21 protein-coding genes are annotated in these 22,420 nt (G+C 58.9%); 14 read left to right on the top strand and 7 right to left on the bottom strand.

Annotated elements, in window-relative coordinates; genetic code table 11:
* Window positions 1-117 precede the first annotated feature (117 nt).
* From ccoN to H3Z84_RS01165, 9 genes are all read left to right on the top strand, one after another.
* A complete protein-coding gene (gene ccoN, locus H3Z84_RS01205) occupies window positions 118-1,548 on the top strand; it encodes a cytochrome-c oxidase, cbb3-type subunit I (RefSeq protein WP_199455968.1) in 1,431 nt (476 codons plus the stop codon).
* 14 nt (window positions 1,549-1,562) lie between these two features.
* Window positions 1,563-2,171, top strand: coding sequence for a cytochrome-c oxidase, cbb3-type subunit II (ccoO, locus tag H3Z84_RS01200; RefSeq protein WP_199455967.1), 609 nt, complete (start codon window positions 1,563-1,565; stop codon window positions 2,169-2,171).
* Between the two features lie 4 nt (window positions 2,172-2,175).
* A complete protein-coding gene (locus tag H3Z84_RS01195) occupies window positions 2,176-2,361 on the top strand; it encodes a CcoQ/FixQ family Cbb3-type cytochrome c oxidase assembly chaperone (RefSeq protein WP_022988016.1) in 186 nt (61 codons plus the stop codon).
* Window positions 2,358-3,248 carry a cytochrome-c oxidase, cbb3-type subunit III gene (gene ccoP / locus H3Z84_RS01190; RefSeq protein ID WP_199455966.1) on the top strand — a complete coding sequence of 297 codons (891 nt, stop codon included), beginning with the start codon at window positions 2,358-2,360 and terminating at the stop codon, window positions 3,246-3,248. The genes H3Z84_RS01195 and ccoP overlap by 4 nt, the downstream gene beginning before the upstream one ends.
* A 131-nt stretch (window positions 3,249-3,379) precedes the next feature.
* Complete coding sequence (gene ccoG / locus H3Z84_RS01185; RefSeq protein ID WP_199455965.1) at window positions 3,380-4,816, top strand: cytochrome c oxidase accessory protein CcoG; 1,437 nt, start codon at window positions 3,380-3,382, stop codon at window positions 4,814-4,816.
* Between the two features lie 45 nt (window positions 4,817-4,861).
* Window positions 4,862-5,377, top strand: a complete 516-nt coding sequence (locus H3Z84_RS01180; RefSeq protein WP_022988019.1) for a FixH family protein — start codon at window positions 4,862-4,864, stop codon at window positions 5,375-5,377.
* Window positions 5,374-7,773, top strand: a complete 2,400-nt coding sequence (locus tag H3Z84_RS01175; RefSeq protein ID WP_199455964.1) for a heavy metal translocating P-type ATPase — start codon at window positions 5,374-5,376, stop codon at window positions 7,771-7,773. Before H3Z84_RS01180 ends, H3Z84_RS01175 begins: the two co-directional genes overlap by 4 nt.
* A gap of 35 nt (window positions 7,774-7,808) precedes the next feature.
* Window positions 7,809-8,048: a cbb3-type cytochrome oxidase assembly protein CcoS gene (gene ccoS / locus H3Z84_RS01170; protein WP_022988021.1), complete on the top strand. Its 240-nt coding sequence runs from the start codon at window positions 7,809-7,811 to the stop codon at window positions 8,046-8,048.
* Between the two features lie 8 nt (window positions 8,049-8,056).
* Window positions 8,057-8,746: a sulfite exporter TauE/SafE family protein gene (locus tag H3Z84_RS01165; RefSeq protein ID WP_022988022.1), complete on the top strand. Its 690-nt coding sequence runs from the start codon at window positions 8,057-8,059 to the stop codon at window positions 8,744-8,746.
* Between the two features lie 26 nt (window positions 8,747-8,772).
* On the opposite strand, the gene ttcA is transcribed toward H3Z84_RS01165, so the two are convergent.
* Entirely contained in the window at window positions 8,773-9,645 is an 873-nt protein-coding gene (gene ttcA, locus H3Z84_RS01160) for a tRNA 2-thiocytidine(32) synthetase TtcA (protein WP_228285840.1), read from the bottom strand.
* 191 nt (window positions 9,646-9,836) lie between these two features.
* On the opposite strand from ttcA, the gene H3Z84_RS01155 reads away from it, so the two are divergent.
* Window positions 9,837-10,511, top strand: a complete 675-nt coding sequence (locus H3Z84_RS01155) for a DNA-J related domain-containing protein (protein ID WP_199455962.1) — start codon at window positions 9,837-9,839, stop codon at window positions 10,509-10,511.
* A gap of 6 nt (window positions 10,512-10,517) precedes the next feature.
* A complete protein-coding gene (locus tag H3Z84_RS01150) occupies window positions 10,518-11,546 on the top strand; it encodes a polysaccharide deacetylase family protein (protein ID WP_199455961.1) in 1,029 nt (342 codons plus the stop codon).
* A gap of 4 nt (window positions 11,547-11,550) precedes the next feature.
* Here the strand turns inward: H3Z84_RS01150 and H3Z84_RS01145 are convergent, their stop codons facing one another.
* The 6 genes from H3Z84_RS01145 to H3Z84_RS01120 all read right to left on the bottom strand — a co-directional run bounded on the left by H3Z84_RS01145 (window position 11,551) and on the right by H3Z84_RS01120 (window position 18,177).
* A complete protein-coding gene (locus tag H3Z84_RS01145; RefSeq protein ID WP_199455960.1) occupies window positions 11,551-12,606 on the bottom strand; it encodes a MalM family protein in 1,056 nt (351 codons plus the stop codon).
* A gap of 23 nt (window positions 12,607-12,629) precedes the next feature.
* Complete coding sequence (locus tag H3Z84_RS01140) at window positions 12,630-14,255, bottom strand: OmpP1/FadL family transporter (RefSeq protein ID WP_199455959.1); 1,626 nt, start codon at window positions 14,253-14,255, stop codon at window positions 12,630-12,632.
* A gap of 38 nt (window positions 14,256-14,293) precedes the next feature.
* Window positions 14,294-15,304: a transporter gene (locus tag H3Z84_RS01135; protein WP_199455958.1), complete on the bottom strand. Its 1,011-nt coding sequence runs from the start codon at window positions 15,302-15,304 to the stop codon at window positions 14,294-14,296.
* A gap of 57 nt (window positions 15,305-15,361) precedes the next feature.
* A complete protein-coding gene (locus H3Z84_RS01130; protein WP_199455957.1) occupies window positions 15,362-16,162 on the bottom strand; it encodes a C39 family peptidase in 801 nt (266 codons plus the stop codon).
* Between the two features lie 204 nt (window positions 16,163-16,366).
* On the bottom strand, window positions 16,367-17,830 hold the full coding sequence (locus H3Z84_RS01125) for an SLC13 family permease (RefSeq protein ID WP_199455956.1): 1,464 nt from the start codon (window positions 17,828-17,830) through the stop codon (window positions 16,367-16,369).
* A 26-nt stretch (window positions 17,831-17,856) separates the two neighbouring features.
* Window positions 17,857-18,177, bottom strand: a complete 321-nt coding sequence (locus H3Z84_RS01120; protein ID WP_199455955.1) for a TraR/DksA family transcriptional regulator — start codon at window positions 18,175-18,177, stop codon at window positions 17,857-17,859.
* A gap of 139 nt (window positions 18,178-18,316) precedes the next feature.
* On the opposite strand from H3Z84_RS01120, the gene H3Z84_RS01115 reads away from it, so the two are divergent.
* The 3 genes from H3Z84_RS01115 to H3Z84_RS01105 all read left to right on the top strand — a co-directional run bounded on the left by H3Z84_RS01115 (window position 18,317) and on the right by H3Z84_RS01105 (window position 22,334).
* Window positions 18,317-18,676: a phasin family protein gene (locus H3Z84_RS01115; RefSeq protein ID WP_094624211.1), complete on the top strand. Its 360-nt coding sequence runs from the start codon at window positions 18,317-18,319 to the stop codon at window positions 18,674-18,676.
* A gap of 75 nt (window positions 18,677-18,751) precedes the next feature.
* The gene (locus tag H3Z84_RS01110; protein ID WP_199455954.1) at window positions 18,752-20,551 is read left to right on the top strand and encodes a PHA/PHB synthase family protein; all 1,800 of its coding nucleotides are present in this window, start codon (window positions 18,752-18,754) and stop codon (window positions 20,549-20,551) included.
* A 40-nt stretch (window positions 20,552-20,591) separates the two neighbouring features.
* Window positions 20,592-22,334 carry a diguanylate cyclase domain-containing protein gene (locus H3Z84_RS01105; RefSeq protein ID WP_199455953.1) on the top strand — a complete coding sequence of 581 codons (1,743 nt, stop codon included), beginning with the start codon at window positions 20,592-20,594 and terminating at the stop codon, window positions 22,332-22,334.
* Window positions 22,335-22,420: the final 86 nt, after the last annotated feature.

Below are 22,420 nucleotides of genomic sequence, written 5' to 3'. Positions count from 1 at the left end.
CCGGAATCCGGCGAATTTGACGGATATCAGGAGTTGACCTGAATCATTGCAAACAACTAACGGTTTCTCCATACTTGCGCCCGCATAATTCCCCATCCTGAACCCATTGGTAAGGCTATGAGCACAGTAAATGCAAACCTGACATACAACTACAAGGTGGTGAGACAATTCGCCATCATGACAGTGGTATGGGGTATTGTAGGCATGGCTCTGGGTGTGCTGATTGCAGCGCAGCTGGTTTGGCCATCCCTCAACCTCGACCTGCCCTTTACCCACTTCGGCCGACTGCGGCCGCTGCATACCAACGCCGTTATCTTCGGCTTTGGTGGTAGTGCCCTGTTTGCTACCTCCTACTATGTAGTTCAGCGGACCTGTCAGGCCCGCCTGTTCTCCGATGGCCTGGCGGCGTTCACCTTCTGGGGCTGGCAAGCGATCATCGTGGCTGCTGCCATCACCCTTCCGATGGGCCTGACAACGTCCAAGGAATACGCCGAGCTGGAATGGCCGATTGACATCGCGATTGCGGTTGTCTGGGTCAGCTACGCCCTGGTGTTCTTCGGAACCGTGATGAAGCGTAGCACTCCGCACATCTACGTTGCCAACTGGTTCTACGGCGCGTTCATCATTACCGTTGCTGTACTGCATATCGGTAACAACATGGCGCTGCCGGCCACCGCCTTCAAGTCGTACTCCGCCTATGCGGGTGTTACCGATGCGATGATGCAGTGGTGGTACGGTCACAACGCGGTGGGCTTCTTCCTGACTGCTGGCTTCCTGGGCATGATGTACTACTTCGTTCCCAAGCAGGCCAACCGTCCGGTTTACTCCTATCGCCTGTCTATCGTGCACTTCTGGGCACTGATCGCCACCTACGTATGGGCCGGTGGTCACCACCTGCATTACTCCGCTCTGCCTGACTGGGCACAGACCGCAGGCATGGTCATGTCCCTGATTCTGCTGGCGCCGTCCTGGGGCGGTATGATCAACGGCATGATGACCCTGTCCGGTGCCTGGCACAAACTGCGCACTGACCCTATCCTGCGTTTCCTGGTGGTTTCTCTGTCCTTCTACGGTATGTCTACCTTCGAAGGCCCGATGATGTCTATCAAGACCGTCAACGCTCTGTCCCACAACACTGACTGGACCATCGGCCACGTGCACTCCGGCGCCCTGGGCTGGGTTGCTATGATCAGTATCGGTGCGGTTTATCACCTGATCCCGAAACTCTGGGGCATCCAGGCAATGTACAGCACTGCGCTGATCAACGCTCACTTCTGGCTGGCTACCGTAGGCACCGTGCTTTACATCGCCGCCATGTGGGTGAATGGCATCATGCAAGGTCTGATGTGGCGCGCAGTAAACGAAGACGGCACCCTGACCTACAGCTTCGTGGAAGCGCTTGAAGCTTCCTACCCGGGCTACTTTGTACGCTTCATCGGTGGCGCGATCTTCCTGACCGGCATGCTGATCATGGCCTACAACGTGTACATGACCGTACGCCAGAAAGACGCCGTTGCAGAAGATAATGCTGCGGTTCAGGCGGCGTAAGGGAGAGAGACCAGATGAGACACGAAATAGTCGAAAAGAACCTTGGTCTGATGATCGTGCTGATCGTACTGACCATCAGTGGTGGTTTTCTGGCGGAAGTGGTGCCCCTGTTCTTCCACAAAGAGGTGAACGAGCCGGTCGAAGGCCTGGAGCCTCTGTCCGCTCTTGAACTGGAAGGCCGGGACATTTACATCCGTGAAGGCTGCCACGTGTGCCATACCCAGCAGATCCGTCCGTTCCGGGCTGAGACTGAGCGTTATGGTCACTACTCCGTTGCGGGCGAGTTCGTTTATGACCGTCCGTTCCTGTGGGGTTCCAAGCGTACCGGGCCGGACCTGGCTCGTGTAGGTGGTCGCTACTCGGATGCCTGGCAGCGCCAGCACCTGTACGATCCGCGCAGCGTTGTTCCCGAGTCCAACATGCCGGCGTTCCCCTGGCTGTTCGAAAACCGTGTAGATCACCAGAGCATCGAAGCGCGTATGTCTACGCTGCAGACTCTGGGTGTTCCCTACACCGACGAACAGGTTGCCAAGGCTTCTGCCGACATCGAAGGCAAGTTTGAAATCGAAGCACTGGTTGCCTACCTGCAGCAGCTGGGCACTGTGATTTCAGAGAAACGGTGAGCCAATGGATATCAATGAGTTACGCGGAATTCACACCTTTCTGGTAATGGCCGTTTTTCTCGGCATCGTGTGGTGGGCCTACAGCGCCCACCGCAAGAAGGCCAATGAGGAAGCGGCTCACCTCCCCTTCGACGACGAAGAAGTGGACAAGCGTACTCTCGAACAGGATAAAACGGAGAAAAAACAATGAGTACCTTCTGGAGCATCTGGGTCACTGTGATCGTGCTCGGTACTGTGTTCGGCTGCTGGTGGCTGCTTTGGGCAACCCGCAAGGGCCAGACAACCGACACTGAAACTGACCGCACTATGGGCCATGCCTTTGACGGCATCGAGGAATACGACAATCCGCTGCCGAAGTGGTGGTTCTACCTCTTCATCGCGACCTGCGTATTCGCCCTGGGCTACCTGGCCCTGTACCCGGGCCTGGGTAACTACAAAGGCCTGCTGGGCTGGACTTCTACTAACCAGTGGGAAGCAGAAGTTGCCGAGGCTGACGAGAAATACGGCGAAATCTATGCCCAGTACGGTAACACCGCCATTCCGGAACTGGCCCAGGACGAAGACGCCATGAAAATCGGCCAGCGCCTGTTCGCCAACAACTGTTCCGTATGCCACGGCACTGCCGCTCGCGGCCAGGTGGGCTTCCCCAACCTGACTGACGACGACTGGCTGTGGGGCGGCGAGCCGGACCAGATCCTGCACAGCATCGCCAAGGGTCGTAACGGCAACATGACTCCGAAAGGAACCATGCCGAACATGACCAACGAGCAGGTTGACCAGGTGGTTAACTACGTTCTGAGCTTCAGCGGCCGTGAACTGGACGCCGAAGCAGCGAAGGCCGGTGAGCAGGTGTTCGCCCAGGCGTGCGTGGCCTGTCACGGTGCCGACGGTACCGGCATGGCAGCCATGGGTGCCCCGAACCTGACCGACAACGTGTGGCTGTATGGTTCCACCTACGAGTGGATCAAGGAGACCGTGGTTAACGGTCGCCAGAACCAGATGCCCGCACAGGAAGGTCGTCTGACCGGCGACCAGATTCAGATTCTGGCGGCTTACGTTTACAGCCTGTCAAACTGAGTCAGACCCGGCCAGGTTAGCCCTGGCCCGGTCTTTTCAACCCTGTATCTGCCCTCGCGGGTACAGGCTTGAGAAGATCAGCAGACCCGCCGAGGCCCGCTCCCAGCTTTACCCTATACCGGGAGGTACCCATGAGTAACGAGATTCCTGTCAAGCAGGTTGACCCATCCTCCGATCCCTCGAACAACAAAAACAAGAAAGCAGAAACCGTTGACCTCTACGCAAGTCGTGAAAAGATTTACGTGAAGGAGGTAAAAGGCTTTTTCCAGAGAATCCGGAACGTCAGCCTGACCGTGCTCATGGGCATGTATTTCCTGTTTGTCTGGCTCACACTGGACGGCCAGCCCCTGATCCACTTTGACCTGCCGGCTCGCGAGTTCCACCTTTACGGCATCACCTTCTTCCCGAAAGATTTCTTCCTGCTCTCGGGCATGCTGATTATCAGCGCCTTCGGCCTGTTCTTCATCACCACCCTGTTTGGCCGTGTCTGGTGTGGTTACACCTGCCCGCAAACCGTGTGGACCTTTATCTTCATGTGGATTGAAGAAAAGGTGGAAGGCAGCCGCAACAAGCGGATGAAACTCGACAAGGCCCCCAACTCCCGGGAAAAGGTCACCAAAAGAACCATCAAACACGCACTGTGGCTGTTTGTTGCCTTTGCCACCGGCGTCACCTTTGTTGGCTACTTCTACCCGATCCGCGAACTGATCGTGGACCTGTTCACCCTGCAGGCCAACGGCTGGGCCTATTTCTGGGTTGCCTTCTTCACCGTTGCCACCTACCTGAACGCCGGCTGGATGCGTGAGCAGGTCTGCCTGTACATGTGCCCGTATGCCCGGTTCCAGTCGGTGATGTTTGACCCCAACACCCGGGTCGTCTCCTACGACCCGAACCGGGGCGAGCCTCGCGGCAAGCGCAAGAAAGGCGTCGCGCCTGAAGAGGTAGGCCTTGGCGACTGTATCGATTGCGAGCAGTGTGTGCAGGTGTGCCCTACCGGCATCGATATCCGTGACGGCCTGCAATACGAGTGCATCGGCTGTGCGCTGTGTATTGATGCCTGCGACGAAGTCATGGATAAGATGAATTACCCGAGAGGGCTGATTCGCTACACCACCGAGAACGAACTGGAAGGCAAGACCTCCAAGCTGCTGCGTCCGCGTACCTTCGGTTACGGTGCGGTACTGCTGCTGATGATCGGTGCGATGATCTTTACCGTGGCTACCCGTGTACCGGCCAAGATGGACGTACTGCGGGACCGTGGCGCACTATTCAGCTTCAACGGCGAAGGCCGGGTAGAGAACTCCTACACGGTGAAGATCCAGAACATGTCGGAAGTGCCCCAAACTTTCGAACTGAGCGTTGACGGCATGGAAGGTATCCGGATTCTGACCGAAACCACCTTTACCATCAGCAGTGGCGAGAATCGCTCCCTGCCGACGGTTGTGGACGTTCCGCCGGAGTCTATTGTTGAATCCAACAACACCATTCGCTTCTTTGCAGAATCAGAGACAGATCCGTCCCTGAACCTGGAAACTGAAAGCCGTTTTGTTGGTCCAAGGCCCCGTTAACGACCCGTGCGCGGGTCTAAAGCCATCATCCGAGATTGAAGAGTAATGACTGATAACGCACCTGTTGCACCCTGGTACCGCCAGCCCTGGTTCTGGTTTCTGACCATTTTCCCGCTGGCGTCGATCATGTGGGGGATCACCACCCTGGTAGTGTCTTCCAGCCTGGACAACTCCATGGTGTCAGACGATTACTCCAAGGAAGGCCGGGGCATCAATATGTCCATCGCCCGGGACGAGCGCGCCGCTGAACTGCAGCTGGCCGGCGAACTGAGCCTGCAGGACAAATCTGCCACCCTGATGCTGGATACCGCTGACGGTGCGGCAGACTATCCGTACCTGGTGTTCAACCTGTATCACCCGACCCTGTCCGGCCAGGACAAAACCGTTCAGTTCACCCGTGTGGCCCCCGGAGAGTACCGTGGCCAGCTGTTTGAGCAGGTCAGTGGCCGCTGGTATTACGACCTGCAGGGTCCGGACAACGACTGGCGGGTAAAAGGCGAAGTGCGCCTGCCCTCTTCCTCTCCAATCACCATTGATGCGAAAGGCAACGCCCAAGGGTGACCGCCCTGAATTGTTTCCATTGCGGAGAGCCAGCGGACGGTGATCCTCCGATCACGCTGGACCTGAACGGAACACAACAGCATTTCTGCTGCCAGGGCTGCAAAGCCGTGTGTCAGACCATCCACCAGGAAGGTCTGACCGGTTTTTATGACTTCCGTACCGAACCAGCCGTCACGCCCCGGGAACTCACCCGTGCCGAGGTTGAGCGCCTGAGGGAGCTGGACCATCCGCTGGTACAACAATCCTTTGTTTCGCCCGTCAAAGCGGGACAGGAAGCCCAGCTGCTGATTGGCGGGATTACCTGCGCAGCCTGTATCTGGCTGCTGGAAAACCACATGAAGCAGCAACCGGGTGTGCTGAGCTTCACGGTTAACCACACCACCCAGCGCGCCAGGCTGGTCTGGGCGCAGGATCAGACCCGCCTGAGCGACCTGCTCATCGCCATCCATGAGCTGGGCTACACCGCCCGCCCCTACCAGGCAGACGAAGCAGAACAGGCCCTGAAGGCTGAACACCGTTCCATGTTGATCCGGCTTGCGGTGGCAGGCATTGGCACCTTCCAGAGCATGATGCTCGCGTTTCCGCTGTACTTCGAACTGATCAACGACCTGTCCAACGATTTTGTCAGCTTCTTCCGCTGGTTCAGCCTGCTGGTGGCCACCCCCGTGGTGTTCTACAGCGCCCGGCCGTTTTTCCGTAACGCCCGGCGCGACCTGCAATCCCGACACCTGACCATGGACGTGCCGGTAGCCATTGCCATCGGCCTGGCCTATGCCGCCAGCGCCTGGATTACCGTGTTCGGCGGCCACGAGGTGTATTTCGAATCGGTCTGCATGTTTACCTTCTTCCTGCTGCTGGGCCGGTACGTGGAAGTGCAGGCGCGATACCGGGCGGGGCTCACCGGCAATGCACTAGCCGGGTTCCAGCCATCAGTCGCCGCACTGGTAAAGGAAGGCCACGCCGATATCGTGCCGATGCACCGGGTTAAGGCCGGCGACATTGTCCGGGTACGCCCCGGGGAAACACTGCCGGTGGATGGTGAAATTGTTTCCGGTGAATCGACCCTGAACGAAGCTGCTCTGACCGGCGAGTATCTACCCGAAACCCGTCGCCCGGGTGACGCGGTCCATGCCGGCAGCGTCAACGGCGAGAATCCGCTGGATGTCCGAGTAATCAAGGCCGGCGCCCACACGCGGCTGTCCGGAATCCTGCGGGTGCTGGACCGGGTCCAGTCCGAGAAACCGCCAGTGGCCCGGATGGCCGACCGCATTGCCGGCAAATTCGTTGGCCGTGTATTGATCCTGGCGCCAGTCGTCTGGATCGGATGGTGGCTGGCCGGCGCCGATAACGCGTTCGATATCACCCTGTCGGTTCTGGTGGTCACCTGCCCGTGCGCCCTGTCACTGGCTACGCCCACGGCAATTACCTCCGCCACCGTGCGCCTGCGCAAACTCGGCTTCCTGCCTACCCGGGGCCACACGCTGGAATCCATGAACACCATCGACACGGTGGTGTTCGACAAAACCGGTACCCTGACCCGGGGCGAACTCAGCCTCAGTGGCCAGCAACAGTTCGGCGGCATGGACCAGGCAAGTGCCCTGAAACTTGCAGCCGGGCTGGAGAAGCATTCGGAACACCCGATTGCCAAGGTGTTTCACAGCCTGGCGTCTGTTCCGGTTAGCGACGTAACCAACCACCTGGGCGGCGGCTTATCCGGCATCTACAATGGCCAGCCGGTGTATATCGGCCACAAGAGTTTTGTAGCCGGCCACACCCAGGCACCCGAGCCGGAGTCGGCCCCCACCAGAGGCATGGAGATCTGGCTTGCCAGCGATACCGAGTGGCTGGCCAGCTTCCAGCTGGATGACCAGGTTCGGGACGATGCCGGCAAAGCCGTGCGCGCCCTGCAGGACGCCGGTATCCAGACCATCCTGCTCAGCGGTGACCGATCCGGCCACGTGCAGACCGTCGCGCAAATGCTGGGGATCGACCGGGCGATCGGAGAAGCCTCGCCGGAGCAGAAACTGGAGGTGCTGGATCAGCTCCGGACCGAGGGCCACCGGGTGATGATGGTGGGCGACGGCCTGAACGACCTGCCCTCCATGGCCGGCGCCGGTATTTCGGTGGCCATGGGCACTGCCGCCGACCTGACCCAGCTCAAAGCCGATGCGGTCCTGCTGAACGGCCAGCTTTACCAGCTGGTGGAGGCTCTCAACACCAGCCGGCAGACCCGCCGGATTATCCGCCAGAATATGATCTGGGCTTTCGGGTACAATGTCTGTGCGCTGCCCCTGGCTGCCGCAGGGCTGGTGGCGCCTTGGCTGGCCGCGATCGGCATGTCTGCCAGCTCACTCATTGTGGTGCTTAACGCCCTGCGCCTTAGCCGGAAGGCCTGAAACACCTGTCGCATTCCCCATGCAAGGAGGTTGTCGTGCACATTGTCATGTTCCTGGTCCCCCTGATGCTGCTTCTGGTGGCCCTGGGCGTGTTCCTGTTCTCCTGGGCCGTCAAGAATGGCCAGTATGACGACCTGGACGGGCCGGCCCATCGCATTCTGTATGACGACGATAAAGACATGATTCCGGATGATGCCCGCACTGACAAAAAAGCGGATCAGGAAGGACAGGCCAGCACCGGGGATTCTGACCAAAACCCCGATAACAAGGCCTGACCGGAACCATGCAGCCGGAACTTTACCTGAGCTATTCGAGCGCCTTCGTTATCGGCTTGCTGGGCAGCACCCATTGCCTGGGCATGTGCGGGGGAATCAGCGCTTCGCTGTCGATGGCGTTGCCGGTCGGCAAAGGGTTTCGCCTGCGCCAGACACTACTGCTGTTGGCCTTCAATTTCGGCAGGATTGGCAGTTACGCCCTGATCGCCACCCTCGTGGCCCTGCTGAGCACCCAGGCCGCCAGCCAATGGCGCTGGGCCGGCTTGCTGCTGATGACCATAGCCGGCCTGCTGCTGATTTTCATGGGTCTTTCCATGGGCCAGTGGTGGCAGGGCATACGCTTTGTTGAAAGGGTGGGGACACCGGTCTGGAAGGCGTTATCGCCGCTGACCAAACGTTTTATTCCGGTCAATAATGCCGGCCAGGCGCTGGCCCTGGGGGCTCTGTGGGGCTGGTTGCCCTGCGGACTGGTGTACAGCACGCTGGGCTGGGCGGCGCTTCAGCCAACGGTGCCGGCCGCCGCCCTGACCATGTTTTTCTTCGGCCTGGGCACCCTGCCCTCGATGCTGGCCACCGGCTACGCCGCCAACTGGATTCGCGGCATCAAGAGCAATCAGGGCTTCCGCAAGATCAGCGGTGTCCTGCTGATACTGTTCGGCTTGTGGACGCTACCGTTCCAGGCCTTGTTGATGCACTGATCCAACGGCCGACGGTTGCTGGCTGATCAGAGATTCAGCACGTCCAGCCGGCCGAAGTCCTGTTCCGGCTCCGCAGACCGCACCACCGCCTGGCGCTTGCCGCCCAGCCGCTTGCCTTCCTTGAAGTCGTACAGGTTTGGATCCGCCAGGTGCGATGGCTCGACGTTGCACAGGGCCCGGAACATGGTTTCCAGCCGCCCCGGATGCTGCTTGTCCCAGGCCTGGAACATTTCCTTGATCACCTGCCGCTGGAGGTTTTCCTGGGAACCGCACAGGTTGCAGGGAATGATGGGAAAATTCCGCAGTCCCGCATAGCGGGCAATATCCTTCTCCCGGGCATAGGCCAGCGGGCGGATGACCGTGTTACGGCCGTCGTCGCTGTGAAGAACCGGGGGCATGGATTTCAGCTTGCCGCCATAGAACATGTTCAGGAACAGGGTTTCCAGCATGTCATCGCGGTGATGGCCCAGGGCGATCTTGGTAACACCGTGCTCTTCGGCAAAGTTGTAGAGAATGCCTCGCCGCAGGCGGGAACACAGGCCACAGGTCGTCTTGCCCTCAGGCACTTTCTCTTTGACGATGCTGTAGGTGTCTTTCTCGATGATGTGGTATTCGATACCCAGCGACTTCAGGTACTCAGGCAGGATCTCTTCCGGGAAGCCCGGCTGCTTCTGATCCAGGTTGACGGCAATCAGCTCGAAACGTACCGGCGCGCTTTTCTGCAGGTTCAGCAGAATATCCAGCATGGCGTAGGAATCCTTGCCGCCAGACAGGCAACACATCACCTTGTCGCCTGCTTCGATCATCGAGAAGTCGGCAATGGCCTGCCCCACGTCCCGGCGCAGCCGTTTCTGCAGTTTGTTCAGCTCCAGTTTCTGGCGACGCTCCTGCTCGGACATCGGCGCCTGCTCGGCATTGGCGATCATGGCTTCGGACATTCTGTTGGCACACTTGCAAGGTAAATGAGGCGGCAATTATACGCGCCCCGATTGCCGAGTGACAGGGGCCCCGCGCTCGGTACTTTCCTAAGTGCGCCGCACGCCACTTCCCTCAACTCCTGTGCTTTCACGTGCTGGCAGAGTGTCATACCATGGCCGCCATGAATACACCCGCACCTTCCGCCCGACCGGATCAATCCCCGATCAGCCGCGATCAGCTCGCCTGGCTTGAGCAGCAGGCCGATCACCTGCAGGTGGCTGCCGAACATGAACTTCGGGCGGCGGGGGCTTCCGGGCTGACAGAACTGGCTTTGATCCGTGCCTTACAAAGCCCGCGCTGGCAACTCATCGAGCCCGTCACCTTCAGCGACCCGACCGCGCTCTATCCTGTGCACTTCCTGCTGTTCCATGCCCTTTACCGGCTGCAATCGGAGCTGGCCCAGGCCGGGGAAACACTGGTGATTTCCCCGCTTCGATTATGTATTTTGACCACCGGCTCCGGCAATACCCGGGCCCTGCCGGCAGAAGAAGATCCACTCAGAAGCTTTTACCTGGATCTGTCCCGGTACTTCCTGTCCGGCCACGATATCCGGGGCATGATGGAGCGTTTCCTGGCTGGCGTAACACTGGCCGGCAGCCCGGAGGACGTTCAGGAAGCCGCGCAGGTGCTCGGCTTTGATACACTGCCCGGCGACTTCGATACCGTGAAGCAGCGATTCCGCCGGCGGGTGATGCAAGCCCATCCGGATCGCGGCGGGCGCACAGAAGATATCCAGGAGCTGAACCGGGCGTTTTCCGTCCTCAAACGTCACTTTACCCGGCAATAGACTGACATGACTCGACTCAACCGATTCGCAGCCGCGGCCATTCTTGGCCTGACTGCCTCCGCACCCCACGCCCTTGCCGACCTTGTTGTGCTGCAGTATCACCATGTGGCGGACCATACGCCTCCGGCCACCAGCACCTCCCGCTCGTTGTTTGAAGCCCAGCTGGACATGATCAGGGACCTGAACCTTGAGGTTGTGCCACTGCTGCCCGCAACCCGGCAGGCGCTGGCCGGTGAGGATGACAGCAGCCGTGTTGCCATCACCTTTGACGATGCCTACGAGTCGGTCTATCAAAACGCCTCCCCGTTGCTTGAACGTCATGGCCTGCCCTACACCATCTTCGTGAACACCGACGCCATCGGCAGCCGGGGCTACATGAGCTGGGAACAGTTACAGGAGCTGGCCACCGGTGAACAGGTGACCATTGCCAACCACAGCACTGACCACGGCCACCTGGCGCGCAAGCCCGGTGAACCCGAAGCGCAATGGCACAAGCGGACAGAGCACAGCCTGGACCAGGCCCAGGGCACGCTGAAAACCAGGCTCGGGGTGGAGGAGCCGATGTTTGCCTACCCCTACGGTGAGTTCGACGAAAAACTGGAGGGCAAACTGGAAGCCAGAGGCTGGCTGGGATTCGGGCAACAGTCCGGGGCGATTGGCCGCTATTCCCACAGCACACGACTGCCCCGTTTTCCCATGGCGAACAGCTTTGGCCAGCTTGGAAGCCTGAAAGACAAGTTGCTGAGCAAGGCCTTCCCGGTGCTTGCCAGCGAGTTACCCGACGGCGTACTGGAAACCAACCCGCCGGAACTGGTGTTCGAACTGGGGGAAAAACTGACCGCAGACCGGCTCACCTGCTTTGCCTCCGGCCAGGGCCGCATCGAATTCCGGACAACCGGCAATCGGGTCTCGGTGAAGGCACCTAAGGCATTCGACAGCCGGCGTTTTCGCTATAACTGTACCCACCCGGCAGGTGATGGCCGCTACTACTGGCTATCCCAGCAATGGCTGAACCTGGACGCTCCGGAAGACTGATCCCTTACTCTTCGAAGGTGGTCAAGCCGAGTTCACCGTAAGGCACATGGGGAATCGCCACGGGGCCGTGATCGGCGTCATACACGGTTTGCGCGCGCAGGTCTTCGCTACGGGTGATCACCAATAACCAACGCTCACCCTGCCCCGGAAATACCGGCACCCAGGCTTCCAGGTAGCCCCGCTTACGCCAGGTTTCCGGATAATAATCCATCACCAGGTCAGTAATCAGGCGAACCGGGCGAAAATCCCGATCCAGAAACGCCAGTGTAGGCACGAACACGCCCTTGTGGGCGTAGGAGCGCAGGCGCGTTACAAAGCCATGGGTAAACTCACCGGAGGGCAAGGCCACCAACTGGAAGGCGGACTCGCCACTGCTGAAATCATAAACCGGGGAATCTTCGGTGATACGAACCCCGAACTCCCTTCCCTCCTGCCAGTGCTCGAACTCCTTGTTGGATAACGCTTCACAGCAGTTGCCGGCAAAGGTGGTCAACACGTTCTCCGGTTCACGCTCGATGCCGAGGACGGCAAAGGCATCCGGATCATGGCCGGCTACGGGCTCGGCCTCTCCGGATTCCTGCCGGGGCAGGTAAACGCTGGCGGGGGTCAGGTTCAGTGGCGCCATGTCCGGGTTACGTTGCCGCTCGGTGCGGGTATCGGGCTTGTAATAGCTGACCCGGACAATGCCGTCGGCATCTCGCCAGGTGTAATAGGGCTGCCGCTGGCCCGGCCGGATAAAACCGTCCCGGGCCAGCTCTTCGCCATCCGGGTAGTTTTCGGTGGTGTAGTCGCCGGCATCCTCAAGCTTGCTGGCAGCATCGGGCTCGCCCAGTGCCCTCTTGGGAGGTAAGCCCGCAGTCTCGGCAACATCTTCGCTTTCCGGACTTTCGGATTCGGATTCTGTTTCGGGAATGCGGGAGTAACGTACCTGGCCCTGTTCGTCTACCCAGGTGAAGTAACCGTCCCGCTGCTCGATGGGGGTTCCACCCAACTGGCAGCCCGCCGACAGGGCCACTGCCAGGACACAGCCTGCCAACCGGACGGATCGCATCAGAACCATGACAAACTACTCCCCGGACTGCATCAGAATTTGGTACGGAAACTCAGCCCCGCCATCACAACCCGCAGCGAGGTCTTGATCTCCAGGTCCGCATAGGGGTTGTAAATGATATTGGTGATGTTGTCACAGTTTACGTTACAGCTGCTGTCTGCCGGAATAGTCTCGATAGACTGCAGGTAAGACAGGTTCAGGTCGATTTCCGTGTCTTTGTCCCAGCGATACCCCAGCCCTACGCTGTACAGGTTGGCTCCGCCGAACGGCGCCATGATCGAGCGCTGGTCATCGGGAATCACCGAGTCCCTTATCTCGACACCGGCGCGCAGGTCAAGCCGGGAAGACACATGCAGTTCCGCACCAAAGGCCCAGTTCCACTGGCTTTTGTAGCCCAGCGGCAGGCGCAGGCTGTCTGGTGTGGCGTTGTCCGGCGACAAAATCCGGGCAGCGTTCAGGAACTCCAGCTTGCGGTCGAACTTGAATTCGAAGGCGTCCCACTGGGCAAAGTCGGTCCAGCCGATGTCGGCGTTCAGGGTGAGCAGCGGGTGTACATCCACGCTGATCCCTGTCTGGAAATGCTGCGGATACACCAGGTCCATACTGACGTTACCGGCCTCCCGGGGGGCACCGGAAGGCAGGCTCAGAATAGCCGAGGTGATGGCCCCCAGCACTGAGCCGTTAACGCTTTGCCAGAACCCGGACCAGTCATCGGTGTACTGGATCTCGAACTGGCCTTTCAGGTTCATGTCCGCTTCGGAGGTGTAGCTGGCACCCCAGCGGAACCAGTCCGTGGGCTCCCACATGACACCCAGGGCGTAGGTGGGCGAGATGGTTTCCTGCAGGTTCAGGTTCATCGCGCCGATATCGTCCCAGGGGCCCACATTACCGCCACACAGGGCCAGCCAGGGTTGCAGGGGTTCGTCACCGCTTTCACAGTTGAAGGCGTCTTGCAGAACCTCTGCCACACCAATCAGCATGTTCGGCGCCCGCATGTACTGGTCTGCCGCAAACCCGAAATGGGACAGGTGAATACCGGCACCCACCGACCATTCATCGTTTATCTCATAGCCAACCGTGGGGGAAAGATAGGTTGTCCGCTGAAGCGTTGCGGCCTGGGGCTGGTAACGGCCGGGATCGTCTTTCTCCCGGTAAAAACCCGCGGCCATCGGCATATAGAACGCGTTGGCAAAGGTCAGCTTTGAGCCGGGTGGCTTGATACTGATACCCGCAGAGGGCGCTACCGCCGGCCCCGGCGGCAACCGCAGAATGCCATACCCGGGAACGTACAGGGCGACGTTGTTGGTGTGGCTGCGAGTATTGGCCACCGGGTCCCGCTGCTTGCCGGTCAGGGGGTCTGTTTCCAGGCCTTTGATACCGAAAATCTCGTAGTCTTCATCCGCAATGAAGTCGGCATCAATATCCAGGTAGATACTCAACACGTTGACTTCAAGCTGGCGACCATCCAGCTTGGTGAGGCCTGCCGGGTTGTAGTGAATGGCCATCAAACCCGGGGGATCGGCGGTGACCGCGTTCCCCAGTGCCAGTGCCTTGGGGTGCAGCGTCAGGTTCTGGGTCAGCTGCGCCTGGGCACCGCCGGACAGGCTTGCCGCGATCAGCGCTCCCAGAATGCGTCGCTTTTGACTAGGTTGTCCCATGAAAATCTTCCCTTCCCGTGAAACGTCTGCAGCTCCAATCACTCTTTGAGGCCGGAGAAATTAATGGGCAGGGATATACCCAGAGAGAAATCCGGGGCATCTTCGGTCAGGCCAATCCCCAGACTGGTGTTTACGATGGTCATATCACTGACCCGGGTACCCAGCGACATGCTCAGGAAGCCCGTCATCTGGTCCTGGGCTACGGCCTGGTCGCCGTTGGAGAAGGTCAGAACGGTCTGGTCGCTGTAGCTGACCTGGGCCGAGATACTCAGGGAAATGTCATAAGACAGTGAATAGGCAAAGCCCGCGGAGCCGGAGAGACCAAAGCCGGGCTCCACCTTCTCGAGCAGGCGGGCACCACGAACCTGTTCCAGGCCGTCTTCGGTCAGGTTGTAGGTTGCACTGAGCGAACCGAACACCACCACCGGGTCCAGCACCTTGGACATACTCAGGCCGCCACCAACGGAGTAATAACCGCTACCGGTAGACAGCTGTTCCTTGATGTCGATCTCGTAGGGGCTGACACCAGTCTTGCTGTTCAGGGTGCCAAAGAAGGTAGCCGATGCCTTGCCGGGTACGTAGGCAAAGGGCTGCCAGCGGGCCGTAAAGGAGATGTCGCCGAAGTCGTAAACATTCAGCTCGTCCTCGGTATCGTACTTGACCACCAGCGGTACCCGGGTACCAACCGTAAGGTTGTCCAGCAAGCCGTAGTCGTAGGAAAAGGCATTGGTGAAGTTATGGGTAGCTGACGGCACCACATCCAGATTGCGCACCGAACCATTGGTAATGGCCAGGTCCAGGCGCTGATCCCCGGTGTAGGAATAGTCGAAGGAATAGTTCAGGTAGTGAGATCCCTTCTTCTGCAACGAATAGTTCTTCTCGGCAGCCAGGAACACTTCCTCGAGCTGCTTGGTGGAATCTTCATCACCTTCCTGGCGTGACAGGGCTTCCCGCGCCTGGTCAACATTTCCGTCCTGGGCCATCGCCATGCCCGGAAGCACACCGGCCGCGGAAACAAGGATAAAACCTCGCACTAACCAACGATTCATCCTGACTCCCTACTCTTATTGGTTTTATTCCTGATCCGGGGAAAACCGCCCGGAAAATTAGTTTCGACGGTAGTAAAGCTGTTTACGGGTATTCTCAACGCTACCGTCAGGATTGTTCTTCTGGCGTTCCAGCAAGTTCTGGACGCGTCTTTCTGTGGATTCGGCGAACGCCGGCATCTGTTGGATAGCCAGCAGTGTCATGGTCTGGTCGGCTACAAAGCGCAGGTCTTCCTCTTTCAGTTCGAGGTTGTCCAGCGGCTTGTCGCTGCCCGGGAAGACAATGAACAGCACGTTGTCGTCCCACTTCTCCTGGAACTGGGCCACGGTAAAGGAAATATTGCCGACGGCGGGGTCGGCCAGGTAAACCCGGTCATCCCGGATGGTCCGGAGCACTACGAAGTGTTTGAAGCCGGCGTGGTCGATGGGCACGATAGCCGGGTGATCCAGCTCCATCAGGTCGTCAATCTCGGCCTTGAAGCCGCCAGAGGGATAACCCAAAGCCGTCACCAGGCGCTTCATATCGAGCATGGAAAAGGCCCGGCGCTGGACGATGCGATCGCTCTCGCCGTAGTGCAGCAGCCCTTCCATCACCTGCCGTTCAGAGAGGGTCCGGCCAAGATAGAAATTGAGGACCGTGGTCAGTGCCGCACTGCCACAGCTGTAGTCGTAGGCCTGTCGCACGATGTTCCGGAACTTCTGCTCGACCAGGGGCTCCACCCGCACATCAGAGCGTTGCTCAACCGGGCTCGCATCCACCTTGTGCTCCAGCACGATGGTGCCCGGCTCGAACGGCTCTACCTCGGTGGCTTCCTGCACCATGGCGAATGTGAGAAGGGATCCGGCCAGCACCAGCAGCATTTTGCAAAGTTCCTGTTTTTATTGGATGTGCAACTTTCTTGGATGTGCAACGTCGGCGTTACATGTTGTAACCGTAAGATACCGAAATCGAATCGGGCTTAAAGATAACTGTGCCTCAAATCTGTCGCTGCAGGCGGGGCCAGCAGCGACAGTACTGAGAACTGGTTCAAGGGAGGGAAAGGCCGGAAAGCATCCGGCCCTGAATCACATTGAGAAAACGGTTCCGAGCAGCGCGTAGGTAATCAGGGTTACCACCACAATACCCATGATATTGAGCGCAAAACCGGCCCTGATCATATCGGAAATCTTCATGTGGCCACTGGAGAACACGATGGCGTTCGGCGGCGTGGCCACCGGCATCATGAAGGCACAGCTGGCGGCAATGGCAGCCGGCACCGTCAACAGCAGCGGAGAGACGTCCTGCGACATCGCCAGGGCACCCAGCAGCGGCAGGAACGCCGCCGCTGTAGCGGTGTTACTGGTCACCTCGGTGAGGAAGATAATCACCCCAGCCACCAGGATCATCATCACCAGTACCGGCAAGGTGCCAGCCACGCCCATGCTCTCGGCAATCCACTCGGCCAGTCCGGAACTGCTGATCACGCCCGCCATGGCCAGGCCGCCACCAAACAGCAGCAGCACGCCCCAGGGCAGGCGGTTAGCCGAATCCCAGTCCAGCACGAAGCTCCTGTCCCGGGTGCTTACCGGAATCAGGAACATGGCAATCGCTGCAGCAATGGCAATACCGGTGTCACTCAACCAGGGCGCAATGCTGCCAGAGAGCAAAGGCCGGAAAATCCACAGCGACGCCGTCACCACAAACACCAGTGCAACCAGCTTTTCACCCTTGCTCATGGGGCCGAGCGCGGCCAGTTCGTCCCGAATCATCTGGCCGCTTTCCCGGGCGCCTTCAATGCCGAAGTCCTTGCGGGTCAGCCACCACCAGGTCAATGTCAGCATCACCACCGTCACCGGCACACCGAGTAGCATCCATTGGGCAAAGCCCACGGAAATACCCTGGTTTTCGCTCAGGTAAGCCGCCAGCAAGGCATTGGGCGGCGTGCCAATCAGGGTGGCAATACCACCCACGCTGGCGGAATAGGCGATGGCCAGCAGCAAGGCCGTGGCATAACGGCGAACCCCGTCCGGATTGCTGTCATCCATCATGCCGATGACCGACAAGCCGATCGGCAGCATCATGATTGCCGTGGCAGTGTTGCTCACCCACATGCTCAGGAAGGCCGTCGCCAGCATGAACCCGGCAATCTGCCGTTTCGGCTTGTCCCCCATCGCCCGCAAGGTCAGCAACGCAATCCGGCGGTGCAGGTTCCACTTCTGCATGGCCAGGCCGAGGGTGAACCCGCCCAGGAACAGGAAGATAATCGGATTAGCGTAGGGCGATGTGGCCTGGCTGATACTTCCCAACCCCAGCGCCGGTATCAGCACAATCGGCAACAGGGAGGTAGCCGGAATGGGAATGGCTTCGGTAGACCACCAGGTGGCCATCATCAGCATCATGCCCAGGGCGGCCCAGGCCTTCGGACCCATCGTCTCCGGCGCCGGCACCAGCAGGGTAACCAGCAGGAAAGCGGCGCCAAGAAACAAACCAATGACCTGGCTTTTGGGCAATCCTTGCTTCGGTTCTGATCCAGCGGGGTTCTGTGTCATCTTTACCACTCAGTGTTTGACGGAATTCAGTTGTCGGCGCAATCTACACAAACGGTGGTATAAGGCAACACCTGAAGCCGGCGCGGATCGATCTGCTCACCGCATTTTTCGCATTCGTCCCCTGCTCCGCTGTCGATCCGCTCCAGTGCATGGGCAATCTGTACCAGTTCGGCGCGGGTTTCCACTTCCAGTGAATCGACCACTTCGTCATTCTGGGTTTGCGTGGCCTGCTCTTCAAAATCCTTGTCAAGCGCCCCGCCCTCACGGTGCTGGTGCGCCTTATAACGGGCCAGCCGTGCTTCGAGTTCGGCTTTCAGGGTTTCCAGTTCGGATTTGCGACTGCTCATGGTTTTCTCCACTGTAAGGTTACAAATTCCAGACTAAAGAATATGCTGGAACGGCATTTGATGCCTGTCAAAATGGTGTCACGCATATAAAGTTAGACTGAGGATTCCAGTCATTCCAACTACAAAGGAGTTGTACCCCATGAACAATGAGCTGTTCGAAAAAGCCAACCGCCTCAATGAAACCCTGTTCAACCAGTTCGGCAAAGCTGCGGAAATGCAGATGGAAGCGTTCCGCCGCTATGCCGATGTTGCCATGGAACAGGCCCGGAAGATGGCCGAGGTACGCGACCTCGAAAGCCTGAAAACCCTGACCACAGACCAGGCCGAAACCCTGAAAACCATCAGCGAGCAGGTATCTGCAGACTGGAAGGCCTGGCAGGACTACGCCAACGAAACCCGCGAGCAACTGCAGCAGGTGTTCGAGGCAAAACCGGCTGATAACACAGCGGAAAAAACACCGGCCACCGGTAAAGGCAGCAACAGCAAAACCGCTGCCTGACACCCTGAATGACCGGCCGGGCCGGAACGTCTGCGACGCTCCGGCCTTTTTGTATCCGTGGCAAGGAGAACCTCGATGCTGGGTATGGACTACATCAGTAAAACCGCAAAGCAGATGATGAAAACCTTTGACGACAACGTGCGTCAGGGCCAGCAGCAACTGGAACAATGGCTGGGCGACACCGGCATGGTAGACCACGCCAAGCTGTCCACCCTCAGCGAAATGTCAGACGCCTATCGTGCCATGGCCGAAGACTTGCTGCTGCATCCGCTTCGCTTTGCCAGCGCCGAGATCGAGCTGGGCAAAAGGCATCTGGGCCTCGCCCGTTACACTTTCAGCCGGCTGACCGGCAAACAGCCAGAGCCGGTAGCCGTTCCGGAATCCGACGATCGTCGCTTCCTGGCTGACGACTGGCGCAAGCATGTGCCTTTCGATGTGCTTCAGCAGGTATACCTGATCAATTCCGGCGCGTTCCTGAACTGGGTAGAAAACATGGAGGGCCTGCCCGGCCCCGCCCGGGACCAGATGATGTTCTATGCCCGGCAACTGACCAGCGCCCTGTCGCCCTCCAACTACCCCCTGACCAACCCGGAAGTACTGCGCATTACCTGGGAACGCAAGGGGATGAACCTGGTGGATGGCGCCCGTAACCTGGTGGAAGACCTGCGCCAGAACCCCGGCCTGTTCAATGTTGGGATGACCGACCGTTCGGCTTTTGAAGTCGGCGGCAACCTGGCCACCACACCGGGCAAGGTGGTGTACCAGAACGAATTGATGCAGCTGATCCAGTACACACCCACCACCAGGACGGTAGCGCAGCGGCCGCTGCTGGTCATCCCGCCCTGGATCAACAAGTTCTACATACTGGATCTGACCGAGCGCAACTCGTTTATCCGCTGGCTCGTGAGCCAGGGCCAGACGGTGTTTGTAGTGTCCTGGCGTAACCCGGGACCGGCCCAGAAAGAGACCGGCTGGGATGATTACATGAAGCTCGGCCCCCTCGCGGCGATCGATGCGGTAACAGAGGCCACCGGCGAAGAGCAGATGAACGCCATCGGCTACTGCATTGGCGGCACCCTGCTGGGCTCTACCATGGCCTGGCTGGAGAAGAAGAACCGTAACCCGATCATCAGCACCACCTATCTGACCACCCTGCTGGACTTCTCGGATCCCGGCGGCATCGGCGTATTCATCAACGATCACTCCATCCGTGGCATCGAGCGGGCCATGGAGCGCAAGGGCTACCTGGATGGCCGGGCCATGGCCTTCACGTTTAACCTGCTGCGCGAGAACGACCTGTTCTGGTCGTACTGGACCAACAACTACCTCAAAGGCCTGAAACCCGCCGCCTTTGACCTGCTGTACTGGAACACCGACGGCACCAACCTGCCGTCCAGAATGCACAGTTACTATCTGCGGGAAATGTACCTGCATAACCGGCTGGTGCAGCCGGATGCCCTGACCATGAACGGCGAAACCATCAACCTGTCGGAAATCCGGGTGCCATCGTTCTTCCTGTCGGCGCGACAGGACCACATCGCCAAGTGGAAAACCACTTACCACGGGGCACACGCTTACGGCGGCGATGTCCGCTTTGTCCTGTCCGGTTCCGGGCACATCGCCGGTGTGATCAACCCGCCCTACAAAAAAAAATATGGCTTCTGGACCAACAACACCCTGCCGGAAGATCCGGACGCCTGGTTCTCCGGTGCGGAGCAGCATCCGGGCTCCTGGTGGCCATACTGGCGGGAATGGATTGCCGGCTATGAAGGCGACCAGGTGCCGGCCCGACAGCCCGGCGAAGGAAAACTCGAGGTCATTGAAGATGCCCCTGGCAGTTACGTGAAAGTAAAAGCAGCCGACGCCGGACATTGATATAATTCAGGAACTTCCGGCATCGACAACAGGAGCACACATGGGGCAACCAATTCCCGTATCCCAGATCATGCACAGTGGCCTCCTGCTTCAATGCAGTCCGGAAACGGTGATTTCCGAAGCCGCAGCGCGGATGGCGGAGAATTCGGTCAGTTCCATTTTGATCAGCCAGGACAACACCGTGGTCGGAATATGGACGGAACGGGATGCCCTGGCCATCAACTTCGCCGATCCGGACCAGTTCAGCCAACCGGTCCGCTCGGTGATGAGATCGCCGGTGCTGTCGTTACCTGCCACCATGGATACTGCCCAGGCGGCAATCAGGCTAAAAAACCAGAACCAGCGACATGCCCTGGTTACCGACGAAGACGGCCAACCCGTTGGCATTATTTCCCGTACAGACCTGGCCCTGAATCAGGGATTGGAACCCTATCTGCGCTTGAGGGAAGTTGGCGCAGCCATTCCGCATTTACCGGCAGTCGTACCTGAATCGCTGCCCCTGGCCCAGGTGGCCGACCTGATGCACCGCCGGGGAGCCGACGCAGTGGTGGTCAATTTCGGTGAGGACGGCTTTGGTATTGTCACCGAGCGCGATATGGTTCGCTTCATCGCCAGGCATACCAGCAATACCCGTATTGGCGAATTAGCGTCCCGCCCGCTGGTTACCGCGAAGGAAGAAGATCCGCTCATCCACGCCCGTGATTTGTTGCTGGACCACCGCATTCGCCATCTCGGTGTGCTGGACCAAACAGGGGCAATCATCGGGCTGATCGGTTACAACGATATGCTGTCGGGTGCCGAGCAAATGTACCTGGATGACCTTCGGCAGGCACTCGAACAGCGCGACAAAGCCCTTGCCCGGTCGAGCCGGACCCTGCAGCTGGCAGAACGTGTTATTGAATCGTCATTCGAAGGCATCATGGTGACCGACAAAAATGCCCGAATCGAGTTCGTGAATCCGGCCTTTACGCACCTCACAGGCTACAGCCCGGAAGAAGTGATCGGCCGCACACCGGAAGTTCTTTCCTCCGGCCGCCACGATTCAGAATTTTACACACGTCTGTGGCAGTCTCTTGAACACCACGGATACTGGCGCGGTGAAATCTGGAACCGGCGTAAAACCGGCGAGCTTTACCTGGAATTGCTGACCATTACCGCAATCACCGATGACAACGACAACGCTACCCATTATGCCGGCCTGTTTACGGATATTACCCAGAACCGCAAAAACGAAGAACAAATCCGCCAGCTTGCCTATTACGATGCCCTGACCGGGGTCCCCAACCGGCGGCTGCTTGAAGACCGCCTGGACCACGCCATCCGACATGCTCATCGAACCAAACAGTTACTGGCTGTCATGTTCATGGACCTGGACAAATTCAAGGACGTGAACGATCGCCTCGGCCACGCGACAGGTGACGAATTACTGGTACAGTTCACTGCAAGGGTGCGTAGTTGCCTTCGGGAAGACGATACCCTCGCCAGGCTGGGCGGAGACGAGTTTATTATCCTGCTGCCGGAGGTAAAAAGCCCCGAAGCCGTCCTGAACGTTGCAGAAAGGCTGGTCAGGGCGTCTGCCCCAGACTACGTTATCAATGGCCACCACCTTGCAGTGAGCACCAGTATCGGTATCAGCCTGTATCCGGGTGACGGCAAGACCAGCGAAGAATTACTTAATGGCGCAGACATTGCGATGTACCAGGCCAAGCAAAGTGGCCGTGACGGATACCAGCTTTTCAACCCGAAAGCCGTCGATAACCCCGCAAACCGGCAACGGCAATAACCCCGTAAACTGACGCAAATCAAGCGCCCGCGAATTAGCGGGCGTTTTACACTTTAGTCCCATTGTTGCCTCAAAGCCCCGGGCAG

The organism is Marinobacter sp. bablab_jr003 (assembly GCF_016464245.1).
Lineage (GTDB): Bacteria > Pseudomonadota > Gammaproteobacteria > Pseudomonadales > Oleiphilaceae > Marinobacter > Marinobacter vinifirmus.
Note: the sequence above shows the minus strand (reverse complement) of the source record. Positions and strands in the feature narration are given on the sequence as shown.

Coding starts and splice junctions, on each gene's coding strand:
- ccoN (WP_199455968.1), top strand. CDS start 118: ATGAGCACAGTAAATGCAAACCTGACATACAACTACAAGGTGGTGAGA.
- ccoO (WP_199455967.1), top strand. CDS start 1,563: ATGAGACACGAAATAGTCGAAAAGAACCTTGGTCTGATGATCGTGCTG.
- H3Z84_RS01195 (WP_022988016.1), top strand. CDS start 2,176: ATGGATATCAATGAGTTACGCGGAATTCACACCTTTCTGGTAATGGCC.
- ccoP (WP_199455966.1), top strand. CDS start 2,358: ATGAGTACCTTCTGGAGCATCTGGGTCACTGTGATCGTGCTCGGTACT.
- ccoG (WP_199455965.1), top strand. CDS start 3,380: ATGAGTAACGAGATTCCTGTCAAGCAGGTTGACCCATCCTCCGATCCC.
- H3Z84_RS01180 (WP_022988019.1), top strand. CDS start 4,862: ATGACTGATAACGCACCTGTTGCACCCTGGTACCGCCAGCCCTGGTTC.
- H3Z84_RS01165 (WP_022988022.1), top strand. CDS start 8,057: ATGCAGCCGGAACTTTACCTGAGCTATTCGAGCGCCTTCGTTATCGGC.
- ttcA (WP_228285840.1), bottom strand. CDS start 9,645: ATGTCCGAGCAGGAGCGTCGCCAGAAACTGGAGCTGAACAAACTGCAG.
- H3Z84_RS01155 (WP_199455962.1), top strand. CDS start 9,837: ATGGCCGCCATGAATACACCCGCACCTTCCGCCCGACCGGATCAATCC.
- H3Z84_RS01150 (WP_199455961.1), top strand. CDS start 10,518: ATGACTCGACTCAACCGATTCGCAGCCGCGGCCATTCTTGGCCTGACT.
- H3Z84_RS01145 (WP_199455960.1), bottom strand. CDS start 12,606: ATGGTTCTGATGCGATCCGTCCGGTTGGCAGGCTGTGTCCTGGCAGTG.
- H3Z84_RS01140 (WP_199455959.1), bottom strand. CDS start 14,255: ATGGGACAACCTAGTCAAAAGCGACGCATTCTGGGAGCGCTGATCGCG.
- H3Z84_RS01135 (WP_199455958.1), bottom strand. CDS start 15,304: ATGAATCGTTGGTTAGTGCGAGGTTTTATCCTTGTTTCCGCGGCCGGT.
- H3Z84_RS01130 (WP_199455957.1), bottom strand. CDS start 16,162: ATGCTGCTGGTGCTGGCCGGATCCCTTCTCACATTCGCCATGGTGCAG.
- H3Z84_RS01125 (WP_199455956.1), bottom strand. CDS start 17,830: ATGACACAGAACCCCGCTGGATCAGAACCGAAGCAAGGATTGCCCAAA.
- H3Z84_RS01120 (WP_199455955.1), bottom strand. CDS start 18,177: ATGAGCAGTCGCAAATCCGAACTGGAAACCCTGAAAGCCGAACTCGAA.
- H3Z84_RS01115 (WP_094624211.1), top strand. CDS start 18,317: ATGAACAATGAGCTGTTCGAAAAAGCCAACCGCCTCAATGAAACCCTG.
- H3Z84_RS01110 (WP_199455954.1), top strand. CDS start 18,752: ATGCTGGGTATGGACTACATCAGTAAAACCGCAAAGCAGATGATGAAA.
- H3Z84_RS01105 (WP_199455953.1), top strand. CDS start 20,592: ATGGGGCAACCAATTCCCGTATCCCAGATCATGCACAGTGGCCTCCTG.